Genomic DNA, 24,591 nt, shown 5'->3' with positions numbered 1-24,591 from the left:
TTAAGCTCATGGCCGCTATGATGCCACCGTCATGAACACGATTCCCAACGCTCCCCCAACATCTGCCACCCCCAGCGTGGCCCTGACCCGAATTCTGGCGGTGGGCAGCCTGCTGGGCCTCATTGTGCTGGGCCTGGCCTGGGAACTGCTGCTGGCGCCGCTGCGTCCGGGCGGCTCCTGGCTGGCGCTCAAGGTGCTGCCGCTGTGCCTGCCGCTGGCGGGCTTGCTGAAAAACCGCATGTACACCTACCGCTGGGTCAGCCTGCTGGTGTGGCTGTACTTCACCGAAGGCGCAGTGCGCGCCTACAGCGACAAGCCACCCGGCAACTATCTCGCGATGGTGGAAGTCTTTCTTTGCCTCACCCTCTTTACCGCCTGCGCGCTGCATGTGCGCTTGCGCTTGAAAAACGCCGCCACGGCAGCCAGCCATGCAAACCCTGCTCTCTGAACTCAAAGCCATCGTCGGTGCCGCCCATGTGCTGACCGAAGGCGACCTCAGCGCCTGGACCCAGGATTGGCGCAAACGCAGCTCGGGCAAGGCCCTGGCCGTGGTGCGCCCGGCCAGTACCGACGAGGTGGCACAAGTGGTGAAGGCCTGCGCAGATTATTTGACGCAGTACCCGGACAGCGGCTTGAGCATCGTGCCGCAAGGTGGCAACACCGGACTGGTGGTGGGATCAACCCCCGACGACACGGGCCGACAAATCGTGCTGAGCCTGCAGCGCCTGAACGCGGTGCGCCATATTGATGCGGCCAACCTGACCCTGACGGTGGAAGCCGGTTGCATCTTGCAAACGGTGCAAGAACAGGCCGAGGCAGCAGGTTTTTGGTTTCCGCTCAGTCTGGCGGCCGAGGGCTCGTGCACCATTGGCGGCAATCTGGGCACCAACGCCGGCGGCACCCAGGTGCTGCGCTTTGGCAATGCGCGCGACCTGTGCCTGGGGCTGGAGGTCGTGACGCCGCAAGGCGATATTTGGCCGGGCCTGAGCGGCCTGCGCAAGGACAACACCGGCTACGACCTGAAAAATCTCTACATCGGCGCCGAAGGCACGCTGGGCATCATCACCGCCGCCACGCTCAAGCTCTATCCGCAACCCAAAGCGCAACTCACCGCGTGGGCTGCCGTGCCCTCGGTTGAGGCGGCGGTGCAACTGCTGGGGCTGGCGCAGCAGCACCTGAGCGCCAGCCTGACCGGCTTCGAGATGATGGGCCAATTTGCCCTGAGCCTGGTGGCCCGGCACTTTGCGAATCTGCGCGTGCCGCTGTACCAGAGCAGCGCCTTTTGCGTGCTGCTGGAAAACGCCGATGCTGAATCCGAGGCCCATGCCCGAGCCCAGTTGGAGGGCTTGCTCGAAGCCGCCCTGGAAGAGGGCTGCGTGACCGACGCCGTGGTGGCCGAGAACCTCACCCAGGCGCACAACCTGTGGCAGATTCGCGAAAGCATCCCGCTGGCGCAAGCGCTGGAGGGTCTCAACATCAAGCATGACATTTCAGTGCCGGTGTCTGGCATGGCGGCCTTTGTCGCCAGTACCGATAAGCTGCTGGCACAGGCCATTGCCGGTGTGCGGCTGGTCAACTTTGGTCACCTGGGCGACGGCAACCTGCACTACAACGTGCAAGCCCCTGAAGGCCAGGATGCTGCGGTGTTTTTAGCTGAGCAGGAGACGCGCGTGAACAGCATCGTGTTCGACGCGGTGCTGGCGCATGGCGGCTCCATTTCTGCCGAACATGGCGTGGGTAGCCTCAAAGTGGACCACCTGACCCACTACAAATCGCCGGTGGCCCTGCACACCATGCGCGCCATTAAACAGGCGCTGGACCCTCACAACCTCATGAACCCGGGCCGGGTGATGCGGCTCGGGTAACGGAAAATTTAGCGGATCAAAAACGCCAGCACGCGGTCGGCCAGCTTGCCGTAGGGCGGCATCAGGAATTTCAGCGTCGGAAAGCGCCCCTGATAGAACACCGGCCTCAGCTTGGAGAAGGTGTTGAAGCCATCGTGGCCGTGGTAGTGGCCCATGCCCGATTCGCCCACTCCGCCGAAGGGCAGGTCGTGCTGGCCGACGTGGAACAGCGCATCGTTGACCGACACGCCGCCGGACATGACGCGCTCCAGCAGCACGCGCACCGTACCTCGGTCGTGGCTGAAGGGATAGACCGCCAGCGGCCGCGGGCCGGCGTTGACGGCGTCAATCACCTCTTCGAGCGAGCGGTAACCGCGGATCGGCAGGATGGGGCCGAAGATCTCGCGCTGCCAAAGCACGCTCTCCGGCGGTGCATCCAGCACGATGTGCGGGTTGATCTTGCGCACGGAGGCGTCGAAGGCCGGGCCGGGCAGCAGCGGCAGCAACGTGGCGCCACGCTCGCGCGCATCGTCCAGTGCGGCCAGCAGGCGATCGAACGAACGCTGGTCGATGATCGATGTGTAGTCGGGTGAATCGAGCGTCGGGTAGCGCGCCGGCACGATCTCGCGCGCCGCCTGCACGAAGGCTTCCACCTTGGCCTGCGGCAGCCACAGGTGGTCGACCGTGGTGCAGATCTGCCCGGCATTGAGGAATTTGACGAACAGGATGCGCTCGGCTGCCACGCGCACCGGGAAGTCTTCGCAGACGATGGCCGGCGAACGTCCTCCCAGTTCCAGCGTCACCGGACACAGATTCTGCGCCGCAGCGCTCATCACCAGTCGCCCGGTGGCGCCCGAGCCGGTGAACAGCAGATGGTCGAATTTGAGCTGTGAGAAGGCAATACCCACACCCCCGGTTTCATCAAAAAACTGCAGCTTTTCCGGCGGGAAGTAAGCCGGCATGTGCGCTATCAGGTAGGCCGCCAGGTGGCGTGAGTTTTCACTCATCTTGACCATGGCGCGGTTGCCCGCGGCGAAGATCGACGTCAGCGGCACCAGGCTCAGGTTGAGCGGAAAGTTCCACGGCACGATCACGCCCACCACGCCCAGCGGCTGCGGTATCACGCGGTTGCTGGCGCCGAAGAAGGTGCGCAGGTCGACGTTACGCCGCTGTGTCTTCATCCAGCCTGGCAGGTGCTTGATAACGTGGTCAATGCCGTCCACCACCGGGAACACCTCGGCCAGCAGGGTCTCGTGACGCGAGCGGTGGCCATAGTCGGCGCTGATGGCATCACACAGGGCCTCCTTGTGCTCGCGCACGAAGCGTTGCAGGGTGCGCAAATCCGCCTTGCGCTCGGCCAGCGTGGGCACAGGGTGGGCCAAATAGGCCTGGCGCTGCAGCGCAAGCGCAGTGTCGAGCGGGCTCGGGGTAAGGGTCTGGTTCATGGTGCAGAGAAGTTTATGCTGGAAGCCTTGAACCGGGCGCGCCGCATGATCCGATTGAACTCAGGCCTCTAATCAGTTGGGGTCAGAGCACGTCGCTGCGCGAGTGGTCTGACCCGCAAGACATCCAAATTGACACCTCTGCCATGGGTTTTGCGCAGGCTCACCACAAGGCCTCAAGATGGCCATCGCTCAGGCGCACCGCGCGCGCAGCCATGGCACGGGCTTCCTGTTCATCGTGGGTGACCAGCAGCGTCGGCATGCCGGCGGCCTGGATGCGGGCCTTGAACTCGTCGCGCAGGCTGGTGCGCAGGTCGGCGTCCAGCGCAGAAAAGGGCTCGTCCAGCAACAGTGCGCGCGGCTGGGTGATCAGCGCGCGGGCCAGCGCCACACGCTGCTGCTCGCCACCCGACAAATGCCAGACCTTGTGCCGTGCATGGTCGGCCAAGCCAAACAGCACCAGCATCTCCAGCGCTTTGGCCCTGGCCCTGGACTTGTTCAGCCGCTGCTCGATCAGACCAAAGGCCACGTTATCGAGCACATTGAGGTGCGGAAACAAGGCAAAGTCCTGAAACATCAAAGCGAACCGGCGCTCCTCGGGGGGCAACTTGGTGATGTCCTGGCCGCCAAACCAGACACTGCCACTCAAGGGCTGCTGCAAGCCCGCCACAATGGCCAGCAGCGTGCTTTTACCGCTTCCGGACGGCCCCAGCAGCGCCACAATTTCACCGGCTACCACCGACAGCATGATGTCTTGCAGCAAGGCGCGGTCGCCATAATTCTGGCTGATGTGGCGCAGTTCAAGCATGGCGCAAAGTCCCCACGGGTAAGGCCCCGACAGGCGGGCGCCTGCGCTCATGGCCATCCCTCACCGGCCACTCGATCAGCAAAAAAACCAGCAGCGCCAACCCCATCAACACACTGGCCAGCACAAACGCCTGATCCAGGCTGCTGGCCCCCGGATGGCCCAGGCGCCGGTAGATCAGGGTGGTCAGCGTGGCCCACTCGGGACGCGACAAAAACAAGGTCACGGCAAACTCGCCCAACGCCGTGGCGGCGGCGAACGCCATGCCGCGGCGCAGGGCCGGGCGCAACAGCGGCAGGGTCACACGCCAAAAGGTGCGCAGCGGACTGGCGCCCAGCGTGCGGGATGCTTGGAGCACATGGGGCGGCAGACTGTCCAGCCCGGCGGCCATGGACTTGGCCACAAACGGGTAAGCCAGCACGGCATAAGCCGCCAGCAGCAGTGGCAGGCTGGCGGTCCAGCCCGGGTACAACAGCAGCAAACCAAATGCCACCGTCACCGGCGACACCACAAAGGGCAAAAAAGCAGCCGCGCGCCACGCCACCGAACGCTGCGCTGCCAGCGCGTGTAACACACCCAGCAGGGTGGCCAGCAACAAGGCGATGCTGGAAAACCGCAGTGTGTTCCATAGTGCTGCTGCAACTTCAGCGTCCAGCAGCGTGGCCCAAATCACCCAGCCAGCCTCCAGCGCCCGCCACACAATCGCCAGAATCGGCAAGGCACAAATAACGAACAACATCGCCAATGCCGCCGTCAACGCCAACCACTGCGCCACCCCTTGTGGTCGCCTGCGTGCCAGCGGCTGCACCCGACTGGGCGCGGCCAGGCGTTTTTCCAGCAGCGCGTAGAGCAGCGCCACACCGCCGGTGAGCACCAGCATCCACAGCGCCAGCACACTGGCCTGCCCCAGTTGCAGCTCGTGCGCCACCAGGGTGTAGATTTCGACCTCCACCGTGGCAAAACGCTGGCCACCCAGCACCAGGGCCAGGCCGAAACCGGCAAAGCAGTACAAGAACACCAGGCACAGGCTCGACATCAGCCACGGCGCAATGGCCGGCCACTCGATGCGCCAAAAGGCGCGCCACGGCGTGGCCCCCAAGGACCGCGCCGCCGCCACCTGGCGCGCGTTGACCTGGCCCAGCGCGTCAACGCCGGCGCGCACCACCAGGCACAGGTTAAAAAACAGGTTGCCGTACAGCAGCAGCCAGGGCGTGTCCTGCAAATTAACGCCAAGCCAGCCACTGAGCAGGCCGCGTGGCCCCCACAACGCCAGCACACCCAAGGCAGCCACCAGCGTCGGCACCACAAAGGGCAGCATCAGCAGGCGCAGCACCAGGGTGCGCCCGGCAAACTCGAACCGCGCCAGCACCCAGGCCAGCGGCAGGCCCAGCCCAAAGGCCAGCACACAGGTGATGCCCGCCTGCGCCAGCGACCACAACACGCGCCAGCGCAGGTAGTCGTCTTGCCACGGAGCCCAGACTGACCAGTTGCTGCTGGTAGCACCCGGCCAGCTGGCCTCACCAGTGAAGCCGGTCACCGCCAGCCGGGCCAGGGGGGCGATCAGCAACAGCAGCAACGCCGCAGCGGGGAGCAAGGCGAGCCACAGGCTGCCTTGTGAGCGACCACGTACAAAAGAGATCAATTGAGGCACTTCAAAGCACGGAAAACGTGCCTACTTCAACACCACCTTGGTCCAGCGCGCCACCCACGCGGCGCCCTGGCTGACGATCACCTGCGCGGCCGGCGCTTCGAAGGCGACAGGCTCGGCGGCGTGGCGCATCACCTCGGCGCGGGCGGTGCCGACCTGCGCCGGGTACATCCACATCTCGGTCTGCAGCGCTTGCTGCACCGGCCCGGAGCGCATGAAGTCGACAAACTTCAGCGCGGCTTGACGCTGGCTGCCGCCCTTGACCAGGCCCACGCCTTCCACCTGGCGGAAAACACCGCCGGGCAGGTTCAGGCTGGCTGTGGGCGCCTCGGTGATCTTGTCCTTGCTGTAAAAGACTTCAGCTGCCGGGCTGGTGGCGTAGCTCACCACCAACGGGTAAGCGCCCTTGTTGCGGGCAAAGTCGGTGTAATAGGCTTCGCTCCAGCCCTTCACCACTTTCAGACCGTTGCCACGCATCTGCGCCCACCAAGCAAAGGCGCTCTCTTCACCCATTGCAGAGATGGTGGCCAGCAAAAAGGCATAACCGGTGCTGCTGGTGGCCGGGTTGGGCGTGACCAGCCAGCCCTTGTAAGCGGGCAGGGTCAAGTCCTGCAAGGTCTTGGGCAAGGCCACGCCGCCCTTGGCCACTGCCGCCTTGTCGTAGTTCAGGGTGACAAAACCATAGTCCACAGCGGCCAGCGCCGGGCCCAGATTGGCGTCAGGGGCAGTTGTGGTTTGCGGCAATGTGGGTTCCAGCACGCCGGCCGCCAAGGCCTTGCCAACCAGGGTGTTGTCGATGCCAAACACCGCATCGGCCACAGGCTGGGCCCGCGTCAGAATGAGCTTGTTGAGCATCTCACCCGCATCACCGCCCTTGATGATGGCCAGCTTGATGCCGTTTTGCGCCTCGAACTGCGCCAGCAGGGGTTTGGGCAAGGCAAACGAGCTGTGCACCATCACGCGGAGTTCATCAGCGGCAAGCGTTGGGGTTGACACAGACACAGCGGCCAGCACAGTGGCGGCCAGGGTAAACAAACGACGGTTCATGGCAAAGCCTTTCAATGCGCCAACGCAAGGGGCGCCGGGCACGAGGCGAACCGGCTGGCAGCAGACCTTCAAGCCTTCACGCTCCCTACGCTGGCATGATCCAGATCAGGTAAGGGGACTGTCTCAGACCGTCTTGCAACGGACACCCCCGGTGAAGCGGCCATTGTAATGAGGCGGGGTCGAGGCTTAACCGGTCAAGGTCTCCACCGCCAAAATCGCCGCCTGCAAACGTGCGTCGTCTCGGCCTTCGACGTCAATATGGGGCACATGCATGGCTTGCAGCGCGTGCTGCACCAAGGCGTGTACATCGGTGCGCACGACTTCACCGTCTCGCTGAAAACCATCAGACAGCCAAGGCAAATCGGGATGCAAGAGCAGCGTCAGCGCATAGCGCGCGTGCAAGGTGTGAGCACAATCAAACAAGGAGCGATCCGCAAAGTAATAGTCGCTGTAAATCGCGGTGAGCAGCGGCGCACCATCGCAAAACACGTAGCCACAAGCCGCTTGAAGGGCCAGCGCAGCCACCTGCTCTTCCTGCTCGAACTGGGCACGCATGATGGCCGCCTGCTCATCTGCGCTGGGGGTACGGCCATTCAGCTCGCAAAAGGAGCGTAAATACTCTGGCACCCAGAGGCCGCCAAAATGCGCCGCCAGGGCCTGCGCCAAGGTGCTTTTGCCGGTGCACTCGGCACCGATCAGGCAGATGCGCTGGGGACTAGGCATGCAAGCTTTGCAAACCACCCAGGTAAGGCCGCAGCACCTCGGGTACGGTCACCGAGCCGTCGGCGTTTTGGTAATTCTCCAGCACCGCCACCAGGGTGCGGCCCACGGCCAGGCCGGAGCCGTTCAAGGTGTGCACCAACTCGTTTTTGCCTTGGGCATTCTTGAAACGGGCTTGCAGGCGGCGCGCCTGGAAGGCTTCGCAGTTGCTCACCGAGCTGATCTCGCGGTAGGTGGCTTGAGCCGGCAGCCAGACCTCCAGGTCATAGGTCTTGCTGGCGCCAAAACCCATGTCGCCGGTGCACAGGCTCATGACGCGGTAAGGCAAGCCCAGCTTTTGCAGAATGGCTTCGGCGTGGCCGGTCATGACTTCAAGGGCTTCATAACTTTTGTCGGGGTGCACGATCTGCACCATCTCGACCTTGTCGAACTGGTGCTGGCGGATCAGGCCACGGGTGTCGCGCCCGGCACTACCGGCCTCGGACCGGAAACACGGGCTGTGGCCGGTGAGCATGATGGGCAGCTCGCTTTCTGCCACCACCACATCGCGGACAAAGTTGGTCAGCGGCACTTCCGCGGTGGGTATCAAATACAGCGCGGTGTTGTCGGGCTGCTCCTCGCCCTCCTGGCCACCTTTTTTGGCAGCAAACAGATCGCCCTCGAACTTGGGCAACTGGCCGGTGCCGCGCAGGGTGTCACCGTTGACGATGTAGGGCGTGTAGCACTCGGTGTAGCCGTGTTCCTGGGTCTGCACGTCGAGCATGAACTGCGCCAGCGCGCGGTGCAGGCGCGCCACCGGACCCTTCATCACGGTAAAGCGCGCGCCGGTCAGCTTGACGCCCATGGCAAAGTCCAGGCCCAGGGGCTCGCCCACATCGACATGGTCCTTGATGGCAAAGTCAAAGCTGCGAGGTGTGCCCCAGCTGCGCACCACCACATTGCCATGCTCGTCGGCGCCCAGCGGCACGCTGTCGTGCGGCAGGTTGGGCACGGCCAGCAGCAGGGACTGCATGTCCAGTTGTATCTGGTCAAGCCGCTTGCTGGAGGTTTCCAACTCGTCCTTGATGCCCGCCACTTGCGCCATCACGGCGTCCACCTCGGCAGCGCCCGCAGGCCCTTTGGCCTTAAGCTGGCCAATTTGCTTGCTGGCGCTGTTGCGCTGGGCCTGCAGCGCTTCGGTGCGGACCTGGATGGTCTTGCGTTCAGTCTCCAGCAGCGTGAACGCCGCCACGTCCAGAAAGGCTTGCGGGCTTTTGCGGGTCTCCAGGCGGGCCACCACATGGGCCAGGTCTTTGCGCAGCAGGGTAATGTCTAGCATGGTTGTGAGATTCAGTTGGGTGAGGATTTGTTCGCTTGATCAGCTTCATTCTGGTCCAGCCGCAAACCCTTGGGCAGCGGAAACTTGACGCTCTCAGGGTCGCCGGGCAGGCGCTGCACCGACAGTGCGCCCAACGCCTTCAGGCGCTCGATCACCTGGGTCACCAAGATCTCGGGGGCCGAAGCGCCAGCAGTCAGGCCGATCCGGTGACAGCCCTCGAACCATTGCGGTTGCAACTCGTCGGCACTGTCGACCATGTAACCGGGCGTGCCCAGCTTGCGCGCCACTTCGGCCAGCCGGTTGCTGTTGGAACTGGTGGGACTGCCCACCACCACCACCACATCCACCTGCGGGCTCATCAGCTTGACGGCATCCTGGCGGTTTTGCGTGGCATAACAAATATCTTGCTGCTTGGGCTCGCGCACATTCGGAAAACGCGCCTTGATGGCCGCCGCGATGGCCGCCGCGTCATCCACGCTCAGGGTGGTTTGGGTGACCACGGCCAGTTTTTCGGTTTGCGCCGGCTGGACGCGTGCCACGTCAAGCACGTCTTCCACCAGGTGAATGCCACACTCTAACTGGCCCATGGTGCCTTCCACCTCCGGGTGCCCCTTGTGGCCGATCATGATGAACTCATAACCCTCTTTGGCCAACTTGGCCACTTCCACATGCACCTTGGTGACCAACGGGCAGGTGGCATCAAAAATGCGAAAACCGCGCGCGGTGGCCTCCTGCTGCACGGCACGGCTCACCCCGTGGGCAGAAAACACCAGGGTGGCGCCCGCGGGCACATCGTCGAGCGCTTCGATGAAGATCGCGCCCTTGGCCTTCAGGTCGCTCACCACGTAAGTGTTGTGCACAATTTCGTGGCGCACATAGATGGGGGCGCCAAACTTGGCCAGCGCGCGTTCCACGATTTCAATGGCGCGGTCCACGCCGGCGCAAAAGCCACGCGGTTCGGCCAGCAAAACTTCAAGGCTTGTGTTCGTGTTCATAGCACCCCGATCAGCTGGACTTCAAACGTCACCGGCTGGCCCGCCAGCGGGTGGTTGAAGTCAAACAGCACGGCCTCGCCCTTGTGGTCGCTGCGAAAGTCCACGATCACGCCGGCAAATTCGCCCTGGCCGTCGGGCGTGGGGAACTTGACCACATCGCCCACGGCGTAGCTCTCATTGGCGCCGCCCAGGTCCAGCAACTCCTTGCGCGCCATCCACTGCATCATGTCGGGGCTGCGTGGACCGAAAGCCTCACCCGCTGCCAATTCAAAGCGGGTGCGGCTACCTTCGGCCAGGCCCATCAGGTGCGCCTCCAGCGCCGGCGAGAGCTCACCGGTGCCCAGGGTCAGCGTGGCCGGGGCCGATGCAAAGGTATTGACCACGTCACCGGCCGGGCCGCTCAGGCGGTAATGCAGGGTCAGGAAAGAACCGGTTTGAACGGTAGGGCAAGAGGTCGTCATGAAGTTCCTGTGAATTCTGTAATGCCCCCGAAGTCGAAACCGGTGAGGGGCTGGCATAAACTGCAGACAATTGTAAAAGCCTGCACCATGCCCCTCAAAGACCTGCCCCCCGATGCCCGCCCGCGCGAAAAGATGCTGGCGCGCGGCCCTGGCGCTTTGAGCGACGTGGAGTTGCTGGCGCTGCTGCTGCGTACCGGCATCAAGGGCAAGGGCGTGTTTCAGTTGGCGCGCGAACTGCTCGACATCAAGCCTGGCGCCGACGGCCAGAATGGCTTTGACGGCATTGCCGGGCTACTTAACGCCACCGCCGAAGACCTCAAACCGGTCAAGGGCCTGGGCCCGGCCAAGCGTTCCGAACTGTTGGCGGTGCTGGAGCTGGCCCGCCGCGCCCTGTCGCAGCGGCTGCAGGAGCGCACCGTTTTTGCCACACCCGACGCGGTCAAGCAGTTTTTACAACTGAAGCTCGCTGCTCGGCAGCAGGAGGTGTTTACGGTGCTGTTCCTGGACGTGCAGAATCGGCTGTTGTCTTATGACGAAATGTTTCAGGGCACCTTGACCCAAACCAGCGTGTACCCGCGTGAAGTGGTGTTGCGTGCGCTCAAACACCAAGCCGCCGCCGTGGTGCTGGCGCACAATCACCCGAGCGGTTCGGTGCAGCCCTCACGCGCCGACGAGATGCTGACACAAACCCTCAAAACCACGCTGGCGCTCATCGATGTGCGGGTGCTCGACCACGTCATCGTGGCCCCGGGCGAGGCGCTGAGCATGGCCGAGCGGGGCTTGCTGTGACAGCAGTCAAAGTCAAGGCCCTGAGTGACCTGAAAGTGGTCAAGCGGGCCATCGCCGCGCAAGCCCAACAACGCATCCTGCAGGCCAGCCAGCAGGTCAAGGCGGTCCAGCAGGCCGCCAGCGACAAGGACTTGTTCGTGCGGGCCGCGGGTGCCGTCAAGCCGCTGCCCGACAAGCGCAAACTGCACCACAAGCCCGCGCCCAAAATGCCGCAGGCGATGCAATACCAGCGTGATGAAAAAGCGGTGTTGAAAGAAGCCATCAGCGACGAGTTTGACGTCTCGACGCTGCTCGAAACCGACGAGCACCTGAGCTTTCGCCGCCCCGGCATCGGCACTGATGTGACGCGCAAGCTGCGCCGTGGCGACTGGTCCATCCAGCGCCAGTTGGACCTGCACGGCCTGCGCCGCGACGACGCGCGCGAAGCCCTGAGCATCTTCATCCGCGAAGCGCACAAGCAGGGCATTCGCTGCGTACGCGTGGTGCACGGCAAGGGCCTGGGTTCACCGGGCAAGGCGCCCATTCTGAAAAGCCGGGTGCACAGCTGGCTGGTGCAAAAAAACGAGGTGCTGGCCTTTGTGCAAGCCAAGCCGGCCGATGGCGGCGCCGGGGCGCTGGTGGTGCTGTTGATGGCTTCGAGGGCGCGCTAAAGAGCGGGCTTCACTTTTCCAGAATGATTTTTCTTTCGGTCAGGCAATGCCGATAACTTTATGGGTTTGGATGCTCAAACGCCATTGGGGGTGCTGCAAGCAGTAGGCGATGGCTTTTTGCGTATTCTTCTTGCCTTCAATCCCATCCATGGGTTGTAGAAAGAAATGCTGAAAATCGAGTTCAGCAAAGCGTTCCGGCATCGCGCTGAGTTGTGGGAACACCAACTTGAGTTCAGTGCCGCGCTTCAACACCAGCTCGGCGTCGGCCTTGGGGCTGACGCAGATCCAGTCGAGCCCTTCAGGTGCGGGTTGGGTACCGTTGGTTTCAACCGCGATCTCAAAACCTGCCGCATGCAGCGCGTCCACCAAGGCTTCATCCAGTTGCAGCAGCGGTTCACCACCGGTGAAAACAACCAGTGGCTTGCCACCTGAACCTGTGGGCCAATGCTTGAGGACCGCCTGCGCCAACGCCTCAGCGGAGGCAAACTTCCCGCCGCCTGGACCATCCGCTCCAATAAAGTCGGTGTCACAAAATTGACACACCGCTTTGGACCGGTCCTCTTCGCGACCCGTCCACAAATTGCAACCCGTGAATCTGCAAAAGACGGCGGCGCGACCCGCTTGGCCGCCCTCGCCTTGCAAGGTGTAATAAATTTCTTTGACTGTATAGGTCATGCGTCACAACGGCAATGCCGGCCCCTCACCGCCCACAGAAACAATGGCGCCGCAACCCCGTGTTTCGTAAAGGTCCACGCGGTCGAGTTGCGGGAGTTGAATGCGCGCCTTTTTGAGGATCCATGCGGCAATACTGGCTGTGTCGCAATCAGCAAGGTCAGCAATCTCATGCAAGGGACGATGGTCCAGGGACTTGAAAATTGGATTGAACAACTCTTTCACGTCCCCGAAGTCGACCGTCCAACCCATGACTTGGTCCAACGGCGCCGAAAGGTGAAGACGCAGGGTGTAGGTGTGCCCATGAATCCGCCGCAATGGGCTGCCATCCGGCGCACGTTTGAGCTGCAAAGCACTGTCAAGGGTCAGATCTTTCCAGATCCGGTAACTTTTTCCATCAAAGTTGGCACCACATGAACCCGTTTCAAAAACGGTGATCCAGGAAAGTTCCGGCAACTCAGGCTTGATGCGTTCCCAAAACCAGCTCGACAGCATTTCGCTCGTCGGATTCTGCAAGCCCGGCAAGTCGTTCAAGCAGGCAAAATCAAGCTGCTTTTGAAACGGCGCCCACACCTCGTCAAGCCGGTCGTAATCAATGCTCAGATCACGGCTGCCGAGGTCCTGATTCGCATGAACGATGACTTCAAATCCATGCCCATGCATGCGTCCACATTGATGCCCGGCAGGCACATTGGGCAATCGGTGCGCTGACTGGAAAATGTAGCGCCGCCAAACGTGCGCGTTACCAGCGAGGTCAAGATCGACACCTTCATGCGCCGTGCTTTGAATGCCAATCCGCTCAATCCCGGGAACATGCAGATTTTGACGAACCCAGCGTGCCAGGTTTTCGTCAGTGGGTTGCTGAACCTGCTCATTGAGCAAACGGTAATCCAGTTGCGAAATGACCAATTCAAGCTCGGCGCGAAGCCGGTCAACTTCACCCCCCGGGAAATGCGCCCATCCTTCGGGAGGCGCGCACCGCACCGTTGCCAAAAAACTGTGCCCATGTAAACGCCGGGAGCGGTGACCTACTGGCAGGACATCGACATGTCTTGCAGCCTCAAATCCGGCGGAGGCAGTGAAGAGGGTCTTGACTTGCATTTTCAAACCATCCCAAAACGAATGTACAGCGGGTCTTTCAGACCGGCTTCGGCAAAGCCTTTGGCGCGCAGAACGCAAGAATCGCAGGCAGCGCAAGGCTTGCCATCCTCGCCCGGGTCATAACAACTGCTGGTTTCTGCATAATCAACGCCAAGACGCATGCCCTCTTGCACGATCTGCGCCTTGGTCAGGCTGATCAGTGGTGTGTGTATCTTTAATTTTTGAATACCCTCAACGCCCGCCTTGGTTGCCAGATTGGCCATGGTTTCGTAAGCAGCAATGTATTCCGGGCGGCAGTCAGGGTAACCAGAATAGTCAAGCGCATTGACGCCGATAAAGATATCCGAGGCCCCCAAGGTCTCAGCCCAAGCCAATGCAAAGCTCAAGAAAACCGTATTTCGAGCCGGAACATAGGTAATCGGTATGCCGTCTGACATGTCGACTGCGGTCCGACCCTTGGGCACGGCTATATCTGCCGTAAGCGCCGAGCCACCAAACTCGCGAAGATCGATTTGAGCCACCACATGCTTAACCACTCCTTGAGAACGCGCGACAGATTCAGCAGCAACCAATTCCTGGATATGGCGTTGGCCATAATGAAAACTCAGTGCATAAGGCTCAAAACCCTGCTCTCTTGCGATGGCCAGAACCGTTGTCGAGTCAAGCCCGCCACTGAGCAAGACGACAGCTCTGGGCCTTGAAGACGGCGCATTCGTCATTTAAATCATCTCCAATAGAAAATCAACTTATCCGTTGAGGGTGGTGTTATCCCCAGCAACTTAGGCACTTGCATGAGCGTCTACAGAATGCGTCACGTACTCCGGCGCCAAGAAACGGCAACCAGAGCCAGGACAAACGCCAGAAAGAAGAAAGGACTTAGAGCATTTCTACTCTAAGTCCTCGATTCGTTTGGTGCGGCTGGCAGGAATTGAACCCACGACCCTCTGGTTCGTAGCCAGATACTCTATCCAACTGAGCTACAGCCGCTAAGCTACGTATTCTAGCAAGGAAAAATGACTGTTTCGCCGGTTTCCATGTTCACGAAGCAGAAAAATTTGGCATTTTTTGCGCTTCAGTCTGATTGCGCATCCAATCGGCCGTCTGAAAAAACGACTTGTTCAGACGCTCGTGCAACTCGGCAGGAACACCGGTCTCACGCATGGCCTGATCCATGCACGCCAGCCACTGATCGCGCTCGACCACGCCAATCCTGAACGGCATGTGGCGAGCTTTGAGGCGCGGGTGACCAAAACGGTCGGTGAAATACTGCGGGCCGCCCAACCAGCCGCACAAAAACCAGAACAGCTTTTGCCGCGCGTCGTCCAGCACCGAGCCATGCACCAGTCGCAACTCGGCGTACTGGGGCTCCAGGTCCATCAGGTCGTAAAAACGGTCGACCAAGGCCTGCACGCGTGCTTCGCCACCGATCCACGCGAATGGTGTCTCAAAAGCGGTTTTTTCTTCAATGTTCATGTTTAATTTAGATTGAACCCAATTCAGCCCAAAAGATCCGATTGATCGGCTTGGAGTCCCTGGTTATTTCGCCGTCATGCGCAGCTTGGCCAAATCATAGACGGTGCTCTTGTCGCGCCTGCCCACGGCAATTGTCAGCAACAGCAATTTGTCGTCCATGACTTGGTACACCAGCCTGAAGCCCGCGCTGCGCAGTTTGATTTTGTAGCAGTCTGGCATGGCGGTGAGCGCCGCCGCCTGCACACGCGGGTTGTCGAGGCGGCGCAACAAGACCTTGGCAAATTGCTGGCGAATACTGCCGTCGAGCTTGTCCCATTCCGCCTTGGCCTCGGGCAGAAACTGCAGGCGGTAGCTGGTCATGACCGGGATGTTTTGACGGCCACCCGGGCCGTTTTTTTGGGTACAGACAACGCAATTTGTTCCAGTTCCTCACGACTCATGCCGATGACATTGCCCTGATCGACTTGCCAGCTCGCCATGCGCTCTCGCACCACCGGCAGCAATTGCAAATCGTCCAACACGTCCATCAGTGCTTCGTAGCTGCGGGCGGGCACCAGGTAGGCCGAGGGCTTGTTGTGATGCAGGATCACGACCGTGTCAGCACCGGCATCGCGGATCACGGCCGACGGATTTTTTTTGAGTTCGGTGATGCCTATCGAGGTTTCAGCGAGTACAACGTCCATGTCCGGGCTCCTGTGCGGGGTATGTTTGGATCCCGATGTTAACAAAAGACCATTTAAATGGTCTGATTTAGGTTAATTCAGGCATCTGCTCACTGCGCCGCATTGCGCAGCGTCTGCACCACCGGGCGATTCAAGACCTCGCGCAGGCCCCACCAACCGGCGGCCAGCGCCAGCACGGCACCGGCCAGCGAGCCCAGCAGCGGCACCCACAGCGACACCACCCAGTCAAATTCAAACACGTAACGCGCCAGTGCCCAGCCCACCGCACTGGCCACAATGGAGGCCAGAAAGCCGGCCAGCAAGCCAACCCCGGCCAGCTCGATGCGCTGCACTTGGCGCAACAGGCTGGCGCGTGCGCCCACCGCGCGCATGATGGCGAATTCGCGGGCGCGCTCTTCGCGCGTGGCGGTCACGGCGGCAAACAACACCACCAGGCCGGCGGCCAGGGCAAAGGCAAACAAAAACTCCACCGCGCCAATCACCTGGTCAAGCACGCGCTGGATCTGGGCGATGGTGGCGGTCATGTTGACGCTGGTGATGTTGGGGAACTGGCGCACCAGCGCGGCATCGAAGCCCGGGCTGTCGGGCGCCTTGAAGGCGCTCATGTAGGTGGCGGGCACGCCTTCGAGCTTGTCCACCGGGTACATGACAAAGAAGTTGGCCCGCATCGAAGCCCAGTCGACTTTGCGCAACGAGGTGATCTTGGACACGGTTTGCACGCCGCCCACATCAAAAGTCAGGCTGTCGCCCAATTTCACGCCCAAAGTCTCGGCAATGCCTTCTTCGACGCTGATGGTGCCAGCTTCATCGGGCTGCCAGCGCCCGGCCACCACCACATTCTGTTCAGGCTGGGTGGCGCTGTGCGAGAGGTTGAACTCGCGGTCCACCAGGCGCTGGGCGCGATCATCGGTGTAGTCCTCGGGGCTCACGCTGCGCCCATTGATGGCCACCAGACGGCCGCGAATCATGGGGAACCAGTCAAACTCAGCCACCCCCGCACTTTTGAGGGCCTGCGTGAAGTCCGGACCCTGATCCGGCATGACGTTGATGACAAAGCGGTTCGGGGCGCCCGGCGGCGAGGCCGCGCGCCAACTGCTGATCAGGTCGGTGCGCAGCAGCACCAGCAGCACCAGCGCCAGCAAACCCACGGCCAGGCTGCTGACCTGCACCACGGCAAAGGCTGGGCGGGCAGCTATCTGGCGCGTGGCCAGCACCACGGCGGTGGGTGCCGTGGTGTCATTGACCACGGCGCGCAGCAGTTTGACGGCCAGCCAGCTCAAGGACGCGAACAGCAGCGTAGCCACGGCAAAACCGCCAACCGCAATCAGGCCCAACTTAAGGTCGCTGCTGGCCGCGAGCAACAAAGCGGCGAAGCCGGCCACCCCCACGCCCAGCACCATGAGGGAGGCCGGTTTGAGGCCCCCCACGTCCCGGCGAATGACCCGCAGCGGCGGCACCTGGGCCAACTGCAGCACGGGCGGCAGGCCAAAGGCCAGCAACAGCGTCAGCCCCATGCCCATGCCAAACAGCACCGGCCAGATGCCGGCCCCGGGCAAGGCCGAGTCCACCAGACCCGCGAGCAACGCGACAAAACCGTAGTGCACCGCAAAACCCAGCAGCACACCCAACGCGCTGGCGAGCAGGCCGATCAGCACAAATTCAAAGGTGTAGGCCGCGGCAATGGTGCGCTGGGGCAGGCCCAGCACACGCAGCATGGCGCAGTCGTCCAGATGGTTGGCGGCAAAGCTGCGCGCGGCCAGGGCCACTGCCACCGCGCTCAGCAGCGCCGCCAGCAGCGCCACCAGGTTCAAAAACTTTTCAGCCCGGGCCAGCGTGGTGCTGAGCTCGGGGCGGCCGCCTTCCAGCGCCTCGACGCGGGCACCGCGCACGGCATTGGCGTCGACTTGCGCTTGCGCCCAATCGACAAAGCTTTTGACGGCGCGGTCCTCGCCTGCCACCGCCAGCCGGTAACGCAGGCGACTGGCGGGCTGGATCAGCCCTGTGGCCTGCACATCGGCCTGGTTGATCATGACGCGCGGCGCAAAATTCATGAAGCCCGCGCCCCGGTCGGGCTCATTGACGATGATGCGGCCCACCTTGAAACTGTTGTCACCCAGCAGCAAGTCGCCGCCCACAGGCAGCCCGAGCGCATCCAGCAGCGCTGCGTCAACCCAGGCCTGACCGGGCTGGGGAATGTCACGGGTCAAGTCGCCAGTGGCATCGGCTTTCTCGGCCACGCGCAAACGTCCACGCAAGGGATAGCCGTCGGTCACGACCTTCAGGGAAACCAGCTTGATGCTGCCACCAGTCTCGTCGGGCGCACGCGCCATGGTCGGGAAAGTCAGGTTGATGGTCTGCTGCAAACCCAGTGCCTTGACCTGCGCCAGGAAGGCGGCCGGAATCGGGTTGTCACTGACCACCACGGCATCGCCCCCCAGCAACTGGCGCGCATCGCGCTGCAAACCACCCTTGAGCCGGTCGGCAAAAAAACCTACGGCAGTGAGTGCGGCCACCGCCAGCGTCACAGCCACCATCAGCAAGCGCAATTCACCGGCACGCAGATCACGCGTCAGCGAGCGCCAACCCAATTGCAAAAATGAAATTTTCATGCTGCGACGATAGCGCACTCGGGCCGAAACCGGCGCCCGACGGGTTCAGCAACCCGACGCGGCGGGTGTGTTTGGGTCGATCAGACCAACGCAGTAGCGCGCGCGCCTGCCAGTTCTGGCAGCAACACCAGGCGGCTGGCCCCGCTGTAGCACAGGAAGCGCTTGTTGGTGGCGCGGCCGATGGCGCACAGGCCCAGGCGCTGGGCCACGTCCAGCCCCATTTGGGTGATGCCGCTGCGCGACACCACAATGGGCACACCCATTTGTGCGGACTTGATGACCATTTCGCTGGTCAGGCGACCCGTGGTGTAGAACACCTTGTCGGCGCCAGACATCCTTTCTTCCGGGTCCATCCACATCCAGCCAGCAATGGTGTCGATGGCATTGTGGCGGCCCACGTCTTCGACAAAGACCAGCATCTCTGCGCCTTGAAACAGCGCGCAGCCATGCACCGAGCCCGACGATTTGTAGGTGGTTTCCTGCAGACGAATGGCGTTGACGATGCCGTACAACTCGGCTTGCGACAGCGTGGCCGCGGGCAGCGTAATGTTGTCCACCTCGGCCATCAGGTCGCCAAAGACACTGCCCTGGCCGCAGCCGGTGGTGACCACGCGCTTGGCGGTGCGCGCCTCGATGTCCGAAATACCCTGGCGGGTTTTGACAGCCGCGGCACCCACCTCCCAATCCACCGTGATGGACTCGACCTCGGCCACGCTGGCGACCAGACGCTGGTTGCGCAGAAAGCCCAGCACCAGCAGTTCAGGGTGCGCACCGAGGGTCATGAGCGTAACCAACTCACGCTTGTCGACGTACACCGTGAGCGCGCGCTCAGCGGGAATAGACACAGTGTCGGTGTCGCCCAACTCGTTGACGACCAACACCTCGCGCGTCAGTGGCGCGCGCGCCTGGGTAAGACGTGGCAGCAAGATCAGGATTTTTTGGCTGGGACTGCCGCAGCGGCAGCAGGTGCAGCAGATGCGGCACCTGCTGGGGCAGCGACAAACGGCCCGGGGTCAACACAAGCGCTGGCCGGAGCAGCTCCTTTGGCCACGGCTGCTTTCTTGTAATGGGCTACCACCCTGTCTTGCGATTGGCACAGCTTGAAGGCATCCACCTTGCCAGCCCAGGCCGCCTTGGCTGCAGCCTCGGCCGCCTTGGCCTTGGCTTCATCGGACGGCGCTGGCAACTTGGCGGACGCCACGGAGCCCAGCACGGCCAGCACGCCTGCCACACACAAGGATTTCATCATCTTTTTCTTCATGGGGTTGTTCTCCATCCGTCTCAAACTTGAACCACTTTGCCCGACTGGGCTGCAGGCGTGGCCGAGGGGGTACGCTGCGCCGGAATCCGGCCAGCCTTGATGTCATCAAACCAGAGCTTGTGGTGTTGCTCAGCCCAGGTTTCATCCACGTAGCCGGTTCTCATGCCCTGGTAAGCGCCCTTGGTTCCGAGTGTGCCAAGGTAGATGTGGCCCATCATCATGACGAGCATGAGCAAGTTGGACACTGAATGGATCATGTGGGCGATCTGCATGGTGCTGCGGTCGTAGCTCAGCCCCGGCAACAGTTTGTCCATGGCCAGGCCCGACACCACCACCGTGATCCCCAGGAAAAAGACACCGCCCCAGAACACCACCTTCTCGCCAGCGTTGTAACGGCCCGAGTCAATTTCATGGCCGGAAAAAATGCCCCCACCCTTGAGCAGCCAGGCCAGGTCGCCCTTGGCCGGCAGGTTGTCACGCATGAAGGTCACGATCACCACCAGCAAGGACACCGCAAACAGCGGGCCGGCAAAATTGTGCGCATTCTTGAGCACATAACTCAGCCAGCCGAACAGTGTCGTGCCCATGATGGGCAACAGGAAGAATTTGCCGAAGGCCATCACGACGCCCGAGACCGCCAGCACCAGGAAGGCAGCCACATTGGCCCAGTGCGCTGAGCGCTCGAAGGCCGAGAAACGCTCGATCACACGCCCGGTCAGTTCCTCCTTGACCTTGATGGGACCGATCTTGAAGTGAAACAGCGCAATGGCCCCCAGCACGATCAGCAGCAGCGAGCCGCCGTAGGGGATCAGCCAGTTGTTGCGTACCTGGCGCCAGGCTTCGCCGGCATTGGTCAGGCGCGAGCCCGGGTACTGGACAAAAGGCTGGATCAACACCCCGGCTTCGGGCGCCTCGGATTTGGGCAAGCTGCTATAGCCCGCCACGCCCGAATTCACCTGGCGCCACATGGGCGCGTTGTTGCCAGGCTGCACACGGACGCGCTCACCATTGGTCTGATTGGCATAACCAGGTTCCTCACTGGCATCAGGCTTGACATCCAAGATGTTCTGACCCTGGATACCGGGCATGACCGCAGCGGGTGCTGCGTCAGGTGCTGGGGCGGTTGCAGGTGTTGTTTGCGCCACGGCACTGCTCCAGCACAAGGCCAGCGCAGCAAGGACTGAAAAGGCTTTGATCATGGTGACCTCCTGCTCAGTTCATGCGGGTGTAATCGTTTTGACCGTACTGGTTGCGCGCCTTCAGCTGCGCCTCCCAGCTCGCCTTGTCACCCGGCTTCCAGTCGGGGTTGACATAGGGCTTGCCGGTTCCGGTATAGGCGGCGCCGTCTTGCTTGCTGGCGGTCAGCTCCTGGGGCTGGTCGCCGCAGGCACTCAAGCCGGCTGCACAAACGACGGCAAAAATGACTTTTTTCATGATTTCGCTCCCTCGGTTTGACCTTGGCCTTGGCGCTGCTGTTCGCGCGTGCGCTCGCGCTCCTTGCCGCCGCTGCCATACGCTGTTCCCCAGCCCCAGACCTCGGCGCCCTTGCCACGGCGCAGCACGCGGTTGCGGAAGATGTCGGCCACCACGTCACCGTCGCCGCCAATCAAGGCCTTGGTCGAGCACATTTCGGCGCAGGCCGGCAGCTTGCCCTCGGCCAAGCGGTTGCGACCATATTTTTCGAACTCGGCCTGGCTGCCATTGGCCTCGGGGCCGCCGGCGCAAAAAGTGCACTTGTCCATCTTGCCGCGCACACCAAAGGTGCCTTGCGAAGGAAACTGGGGTGCGCCAAAGGGGCAGGCATAAGAGCAGTAACCGCAACCAATGCACACGTCCTTGTCATGCAGCACCACACCTTCGTCGGTGCGGTAGAAGCAGTTGACCGGGCACACCGCCATGCAGGGCGCGTCGCTGCAGTGCATGCAGGCCACCGAGATCGATTTTTCACCGGGCACACCGTCGTTCAGGGTGACCACGCGGCGGCGGTTGACGCCCCAGGGCACTTCGTGCTCGTTTTTGCACGCGGTGACACAACCGTTGCATTCAATACAGCGCTCTGCATCGCAGACAAATTTCATACGGGCCATGTTGTTCTCCTTATGCTTTCTCGACGTTACAGACCGTGGTCTTGGTTTCCTGCATCATGGTCACGCTGTCGTAACCATAGGTGGTGGCCGTGTTGACGGCCTCGCCGCGCACAATGGGCGCCGCCCCGGCCGGGTAATGAGACAACATGTCGGCACCCTGCCAGCGACCGGAGAAGTGGAAGGGCAAGAACACCGTGTCGGGGCCGACGCGCTCGGTCACCAGTGCCTGCACATTCAGGCGTGCGCCAGTGGGTGTGGACACCCAGGCACGCTCGCCGTTGCGAATGCCCTTGTCAGCCGCGACCTTGGGGTTGATCTCAATGAACATTTCCTGTTGCAACTCGGCCAGCCACGGGTTGGAGCGGGTTTCCTCGCCACCACCCTCGTACTCGGTCAGGCGGCCGGAAGTCATGATGAACGGGAACTTCTCGTGCACCTTGTCGGTCACCGCCTTGTCCTGCACCGTCTTGTACAGCGTGGGCAGACGCCAGAACGCTTTCTTGTCGTCGTGCGTCGGGTACTTGGCGACCAGGTCGGGCCGAATACCATACAAAGGCTCGCGGTGTTTCGGGATGGCGTCAGGGAAGTTCCACACCACGGCACGCGCCTTGGCGTTGCCGAACACATGGCAACCATGCACCTTGAGCACCACACGCTGGATACCGCCGGAGAGGTCGGTCTTCCAGTTCTTGCCTTCGGCGGCGACTTTTTCAGCGTCGGTCAAGTCGTCCCACCAGCCGAGTTTCTTGAGCAGCACGTGGTCGAACTCGGGGTACCCGGTGGTGATGTCGGCGCCCAAAGAATGCGAGCCGTCTTCTGCGAGCAGGTTGACGCCGTCTTTTTCCACGCCGAAGTTGGCGCGGAAGTTACCGCCGCCGTCCATCACGTGTTTGGAGGTGTCGTACAGGTTGGGCGAACCCGGATGCTTGAGCTCGGGCGTGCCGTAGCACGGCCATGGCAAGCCAAAATAGTCACCCGTAAAGTCGTAACCGGTTTCCTTGTCCTTGCCACCTTTGGCGCGCAGGGTTTTGATGTCAAACACGTGCATGTTGCGCATGTGCGCTTTCAGGCGCTCCGGGCTCTGGCCGGTGTAGCCAATGGTCCAGGTGCCCTTGTTGATTTCGCGCAGGATGTCTTCCGGCACCGGCTCGTCCATGCCGTTGACTTTCTGCATTTTGTAGTTGACTGAGAGCTCCTTGCCAAAGCCCAGCTTGTCGGCAAACTGCTGCATGATCATGTGGTCGGAGCGGCTTTCCCACAGCGGCTCGATCACTTTTTCGCGCCATTGGATGGAGCGGTTGGACGCGGTACACGAACCGCTGGTCTCGAACTGTGTGGCCGCCGGCAGCAGGTAGACGGCGCGGTTGGGGTTGAGGTCTTCGGGCTTGCCCGGCATGGCGGCCATGGCCGCGGTGGCGGACGGATAGGGGTCTACCACCACCAGCAAGTCCAGCTTGTCCATGGCGCGCTTCATTTCCAGGCCACGGGTTTGCGAGTTGGGCGCATGGCCCCAGTAAAAAACACCGCGCAGGTTGCTGTCCTGATCGATGAGCTCGTTGTTCTCGAGCACGCCATCAATCCAGCGCGACACCGTGATGCCGGGCTTGGTCATCATGGCAGGTGAGGCGAACTGCTTTTTGATCCACTCGAAGTCAACACCCCAAACCTTGGCGAAGTGTTTCCAGGAGCCTTCGGCGATGCCGTAGTAACCCGGCAGTGAATCGGGGTTGGGGCCCACGTCGGTGGCGCCCTGCACGTTGTCGTGACCGCGGAAAATGTTGGTGCCGCCACCGCTCTTGCCCACGTTGCCCAGGGCAAGCTGCAAAATGCACGAGGCGCGCACCATGGCGTTGCCGATGGTGTGCTGGGTCTGGCCCATGCACCACACCAGTGTGCTGGGGCGGTTCTCGGCCATCATGCGGGCCACGCGCAGCACTTGGTCTTCCTTGACACCACAGACCTCTTCGACCTTGTCGGGCGTCCACTGGGCCATGACCTCGTCCTTGACCTTTTCCATGCCATAGACACGGTCATTGATGTACTGCTTGTCTTCCCAGCCGTTTTGAAACACGTGGTAGAGCACACCAAACAGGAACGCAATGTCGGAGCCAGAGCGGATGCGCACAAACTCGTCAGCCTTGGCGGCGGTGCGGGTAAAGCGCGGGTCCACCACAATCATCTTGCAGCCATTTTCCTTGGCGTGCAGCATGTGCAGCATGCTGACCGGGTGCGCCTCGGCGGCGTTCGAGCCGATGTACAAGGCGCACTTGGCGTTTTGCATGTCGTTGTACGAATTGGTCATGGCGCCATAACCCCAGGTGTTGGCCACGCCGGCCACCGTGGTGCTGTGGCAAATGCGCGCTTGGTGGTCGCAGTTGTTGGTGCCCCAGAAGCTGACAAACTTGCGCAACAGGTAGGCCTGCTCGTTATTGTGTTTGCTTGATCCCACAAAGTAAACACTGTCCGGGCCGCTGGCTTTTTTCAGCTCTTGCATCCGGGCCGTGATCTCGGTCAGCGCGGTGTCCCAGCTGATGCGCTGGTACTTGCCGTTGACCAGTTTCATGGGGTAGCGCAGGCGGAACTCGCCATGACCATGCTCACGCAAGGCCGCGCCCTTGGCGCAATGCGCACCGAGGTTGATGGGCGAGTCAAACACCGGCTCCTGGCGCACCCAGACACCGTTTTCCACCACCGCATCCACGGCGCAACCGACCGAGCAGTGGGTGCAGATGGTGCGCTTGATTTCAATCTTGCCGTCGCCCACGGCCACATTACCGGTCGCCGCACCGGCCTTCTTGACCAGTGTCAGCTGGGAAGCAGCCAAGCCAACGCCCACACCCAAACCAGAGCGGCGCAAGAAAGCGCGCCGGTCCATGGTCGGTAACGCCTGACTCAGGCCACGGCGCAAACTGTGCACAAACGTTGAACGCGCCGTGCCGGGGGCACCAGATTTTTTGGTTAGCAACATGGGAGTCTCCGAAAAAAA

Annotated in this window: 24 protein-coding genes, 1 tRNA gene, 1 pseudogene and 1 riboswitch; of the genes and pseudogenes, 4 read left to right on the top strand and 22 right to left on the bottom strand. The window is 61.9% G+C overall.

The annotated features are described in order from the left end of the window. The first annotated feature begins 31 nt into the window (after positions 1–31). Together Q7U49_RS13090 and Q7U49_RS13085 are read left to right on the top strand one after the other, a co-directional pair. The gene (locus Q7U49_RS13090) at positions 32–448 is read left to right on the top strand and encodes a DUF2069 domain-containing protein (protein ID WP_304764704.1); all 417 of its coding nucleotides are present in this window, start codon (positions 32–34) and stop codon (positions 446–448) included. Beyond that, the gene (locus Q7U49_RS13085; RefSeq protein ID WP_304764703.1) at positions 429–1,865 is read left to right on the top strand and encodes an FAD-binding oxidoreductase; all 1,437 of its coding nucleotides are present in this window, start codon (positions 429–431) and stop codon (positions 1,863–1,865) included. The genes Q7U49_RS13090 and Q7U49_RS13085 overlap by 20 nt, the downstream gene beginning before the upstream one ends. Positions 1,866–1,873: 8 nt before the next feature. On the opposite strand, the gene Q7U49_RS13080 is transcribed toward Q7U49_RS13085, so the two are convergent. From Q7U49_RS13080 to Q7U49_RS13045, 8 genes are all read right to left on the bottom strand, one after another. Then, entirely contained in the window at positions 1,874–3,289 is a 1,416-nt protein-coding gene (locus Q7U49_RS13080; protein WP_304764702.1) for a coniferyl aldehyde dehydrogenase, read from the bottom strand. A 160-nt stretch (positions 3,290–3,449) separates the two neighbouring features. Continuing rightward, positions 3,450–4,094, bottom strand: coding sequence for an ABC transporter ATP-binding protein (locus Q7U49_RS13075; protein ID WP_304764701.1), 645 nt, complete (start codon positions 4,092–4,094; stop codon positions 3,450–3,452). After that, entirely contained in the window at positions 4,087–5,733 is a 1,647-nt protein-coding gene (locus tag Q7U49_RS13070) for an iron ABC transporter permease (protein ID WP_304764700.1), read from the bottom strand. The genes Q7U49_RS13075 and Q7U49_RS13070 overlap by 8 nt, the downstream gene beginning before the upstream one ends. A 30-nt stretch (positions 5,734–5,763) precedes the next feature. After that, positions 5,764–6,786: a thiamine ABC transporter substrate binding subunit gene (locus tag Q7U49_RS13065; RefSeq protein ID WP_304764699.1), complete on the bottom strand. Its 1,023-nt coding sequence runs from the start codon at positions 6,784–6,786 to the stop codon at positions 5,764–5,766. Positions 6,787–6,850: 64 nt separating this feature from the next. Next, positions 6,851–6,946: riboswitch (TPP riboswitch) on the bottom strand. 26 nt (positions 6,947–6,972) lie between these two features. Then, complete coding sequence (locus Q7U49_RS13060) at positions 6,973–7,509, bottom strand: ATP-binding protein (RefSeq protein WP_304764698.1); 537 nt, start codon at positions 7,507–7,509, stop codon at positions 6,973–6,975. After that, positions 7,502–8,824 (bottom strand): serine--tRNA ligase, encoded by a 1,323-nt coding sequence (gene serS / locus Q7U49_RS13055; RefSeq protein WP_304764697.1) that lies wholly within the window; start codon positions 8,822–8,824, stop codon positions 7,502–7,504. Before serS ends, Q7U49_RS13060 begins: the two co-directional genes overlap by 8 nt. 11 nt (positions 8,825–8,835) lie before the next feature. After that, positions 8,836–9,819 (bottom strand): 4-hydroxy-3-methylbut-2-enyl diphosphate reductase, encoded by a 984-nt coding sequence (ispH, locus tag Q7U49_RS13050; protein WP_304764696.1) that lies wholly within the window; start codon positions 9,817–9,819, stop codon positions 8,836–8,838. Further along, positions 9,816–10,280, bottom strand: coding sequence for a peptidylprolyl isomerase (locus Q7U49_RS13045; RefSeq protein WP_304764695.1), 465 nt, complete (start codon positions 10,278–10,280; stop codon positions 9,816–9,818). The genes ispH and Q7U49_RS13045 overlap by 4 nt, the downstream gene beginning before the upstream one ends. An 87-nt stretch (positions 10,281–10,367) precedes the next feature. On the opposite strand from Q7U49_RS13045, the gene radC reads away from it, so the two are divergent. After that, positions 10,368–11,069, top strand: coding sequence for a DNA repair protein RadC (gene radC / locus Q7U49_RS13040; protein WP_304764694.1), 702 nt, complete (start codon positions 10,368–10,370; stop codon positions 11,067–11,069). Next, entirely contained in the window at positions 11,066–11,719 is a 654-nt protein-coding gene (locus Q7U49_RS13035; protein ID WP_304764693.1) for a Smr/MutS family protein, read from the top strand. The genes radC and Q7U49_RS13035 overlap by 4 nt, the downstream gene beginning before the upstream one ends. 39 nt (positions 11,720–11,758) lie before the next feature. Here the strand turns inward: Q7U49_RS13035 and queE are convergent, their stop codons facing one another. The 14 genes and pseudogenes from queE to Q7U49_RS12965 all read right to left on the bottom strand — a co-directional run bounded on the left by queE (position 11,759) and on the right by Q7U49_RS12965 (position 24,573). Beyond that, positions 11,759–12,394, bottom strand: a complete 636-nt coding sequence (queE, locus tag Q7U49_RS13030; protein WP_304764692.1) for a 7-carboxy-7-deazaguanine synthase — start codon at positions 12,392–12,394, stop codon at positions 11,759–11,761. A 3-nt stretch (positions 12,395–12,397) separates the two neighbouring features. Further along, positions 12,398–13,492 (bottom strand): 6-carboxytetrahydropterin synthase, encoded by a 1,095-nt coding sequence (locus Q7U49_RS13025; protein WP_304764691.1) that lies wholly within the window; start codon positions 13,490–13,492, stop codon positions 12,398–12,400. A gap of 2 nt (positions 13,493–13,494) precedes the next feature. Beyond that, positions 13,495–14,211 carry a 7-cyano-7-deazaguanine synthase QueC gene (gene queC / locus Q7U49_RS13020; RefSeq protein ID WP_304764690.1) on the bottom strand — a complete coding sequence of 239 codons (717 nt, stop codon included), beginning with the start codon at positions 14,209–14,211 and terminating at the stop codon, positions 13,495–13,497. A 191-nt stretch (positions 14,212–14,402) separates the two neighbouring features. After that, positions 14,403–14,479, bottom strand: a tRNA-Arg gene (locus Q7U49_RS13015). A gap of 51 nt (positions 14,480–14,530) precedes the next feature. Then, positions 14,531–14,965: a group II truncated hemoglobin gene (locus tag Q7U49_RS13010; RefSeq protein ID WP_304764689.1), complete on the bottom strand. Its 435-nt coding sequence runs from the start codon at positions 14,963–14,965 to the stop codon at positions 14,531–14,533. Positions 14,966–15,028: 63 nt separating this feature from the next. Continuing rightward, positions 15,029–15,325 carry a type II toxin-antitoxin system RelE/ParE family toxin gene (locus Q7U49_RS13005; RefSeq protein ID WP_304764688.1) on the bottom strand — a complete coding sequence of 99 codons (297 nt, stop codon included), beginning with the start codon at positions 15,323–15,325 and terminating at the stop codon, positions 15,029–15,031. Between the two features lie 119 nt (positions 15,326–15,444). Then, positions 15,445–15,648: pseudogene (locus Q7U49_RS17460) on the bottom strand (type II toxin-antitoxin system prevent-host-death family antitoxin); the annotation flags it as partial. A gap of 89 nt (positions 15,649–15,737) precedes the next feature. After that, the gene (locus Q7U49_RS12995) at positions 15,738–18,257 is read right to left on the bottom strand and encodes an ABC transporter permease (protein ID WP_304764686.1); all 2,520 of its coding nucleotides are present in this window, start codon (positions 18,255–18,257) and stop codon (positions 15,738–15,740) included. 80 nt (positions 18,258–18,337) lie between these two features. Then, a complete protein-coding gene (locus Q7U49_RS12990) occupies positions 18,338–19,183 on the bottom strand; it encodes a formate dehydrogenase accessory sulfurtransferase FdhD (protein ID WP_304764685.1) in 846 nt (281 codons plus the stop codon). A gap of 2 nt (positions 19,184–19,185) precedes the next feature. Further along, positions 19,186–19,518: a hypothetical protein gene (locus Q7U49_RS12985; RefSeq protein ID WP_304764684.1), complete on the bottom strand. Its 333-nt coding sequence runs from the start codon at positions 19,516–19,518 to the stop codon at positions 19,186–19,188. Between the two features lie 20 nt (positions 19,519–19,538). Beyond that, entirely contained in the window at positions 19,539–20,717 is a 1,179-nt protein-coding gene (locus tag Q7U49_RS12980; RefSeq protein WP_304764683.1) for a formate dehydrogenase subunit gamma, read from the bottom strand. Positions 20,718–20,730: 13 nt separating this feature from the next. Beyond that, positions 20,731–20,952 (bottom strand): hypothetical protein, encoded by a 222-nt coding sequence (locus Q7U49_RS12975; protein ID WP_304764682.1) that lies wholly within the window; start codon positions 20,950–20,952, stop codon positions 20,731–20,733. Next, a complete protein-coding gene (gene fdh3B, locus Q7U49_RS12970) occupies positions 20,949–21,605 on the bottom strand; it encodes a formate dehydrogenase FDH3 subunit beta (protein WP_304764681.1) in 657 nt (218 codons plus the stop codon). The genes Q7U49_RS12975 and fdh3B overlap by 4 nt, the downstream gene beginning before the upstream one ends. A gap of 10 nt (positions 21,606–21,615) precedes the next feature. Beyond that, positions 21,616–24,573, bottom strand: coding sequence for a formate dehydrogenase subunit alpha (locus Q7U49_RS12965; RefSeq protein ID WP_304764680.1), 2,958 nt, complete (start codon positions 24,571–24,573; stop codon positions 21,616–21,618). Positions 24,574–24,591: the final 18 nt, after the last annotated feature.

It is taken from the genome of Rhodoferax sp. (genome assembly GCF_030653815.1).
Lineage (GTDB): Bacteria > Pseudomonadota > Gammaproteobacteria > Burkholderiales > Burkholderiaceae_C > Rhodoferax.
This window is presented reverse-complemented; position numbering and strand designations above follow the sequence as displayed.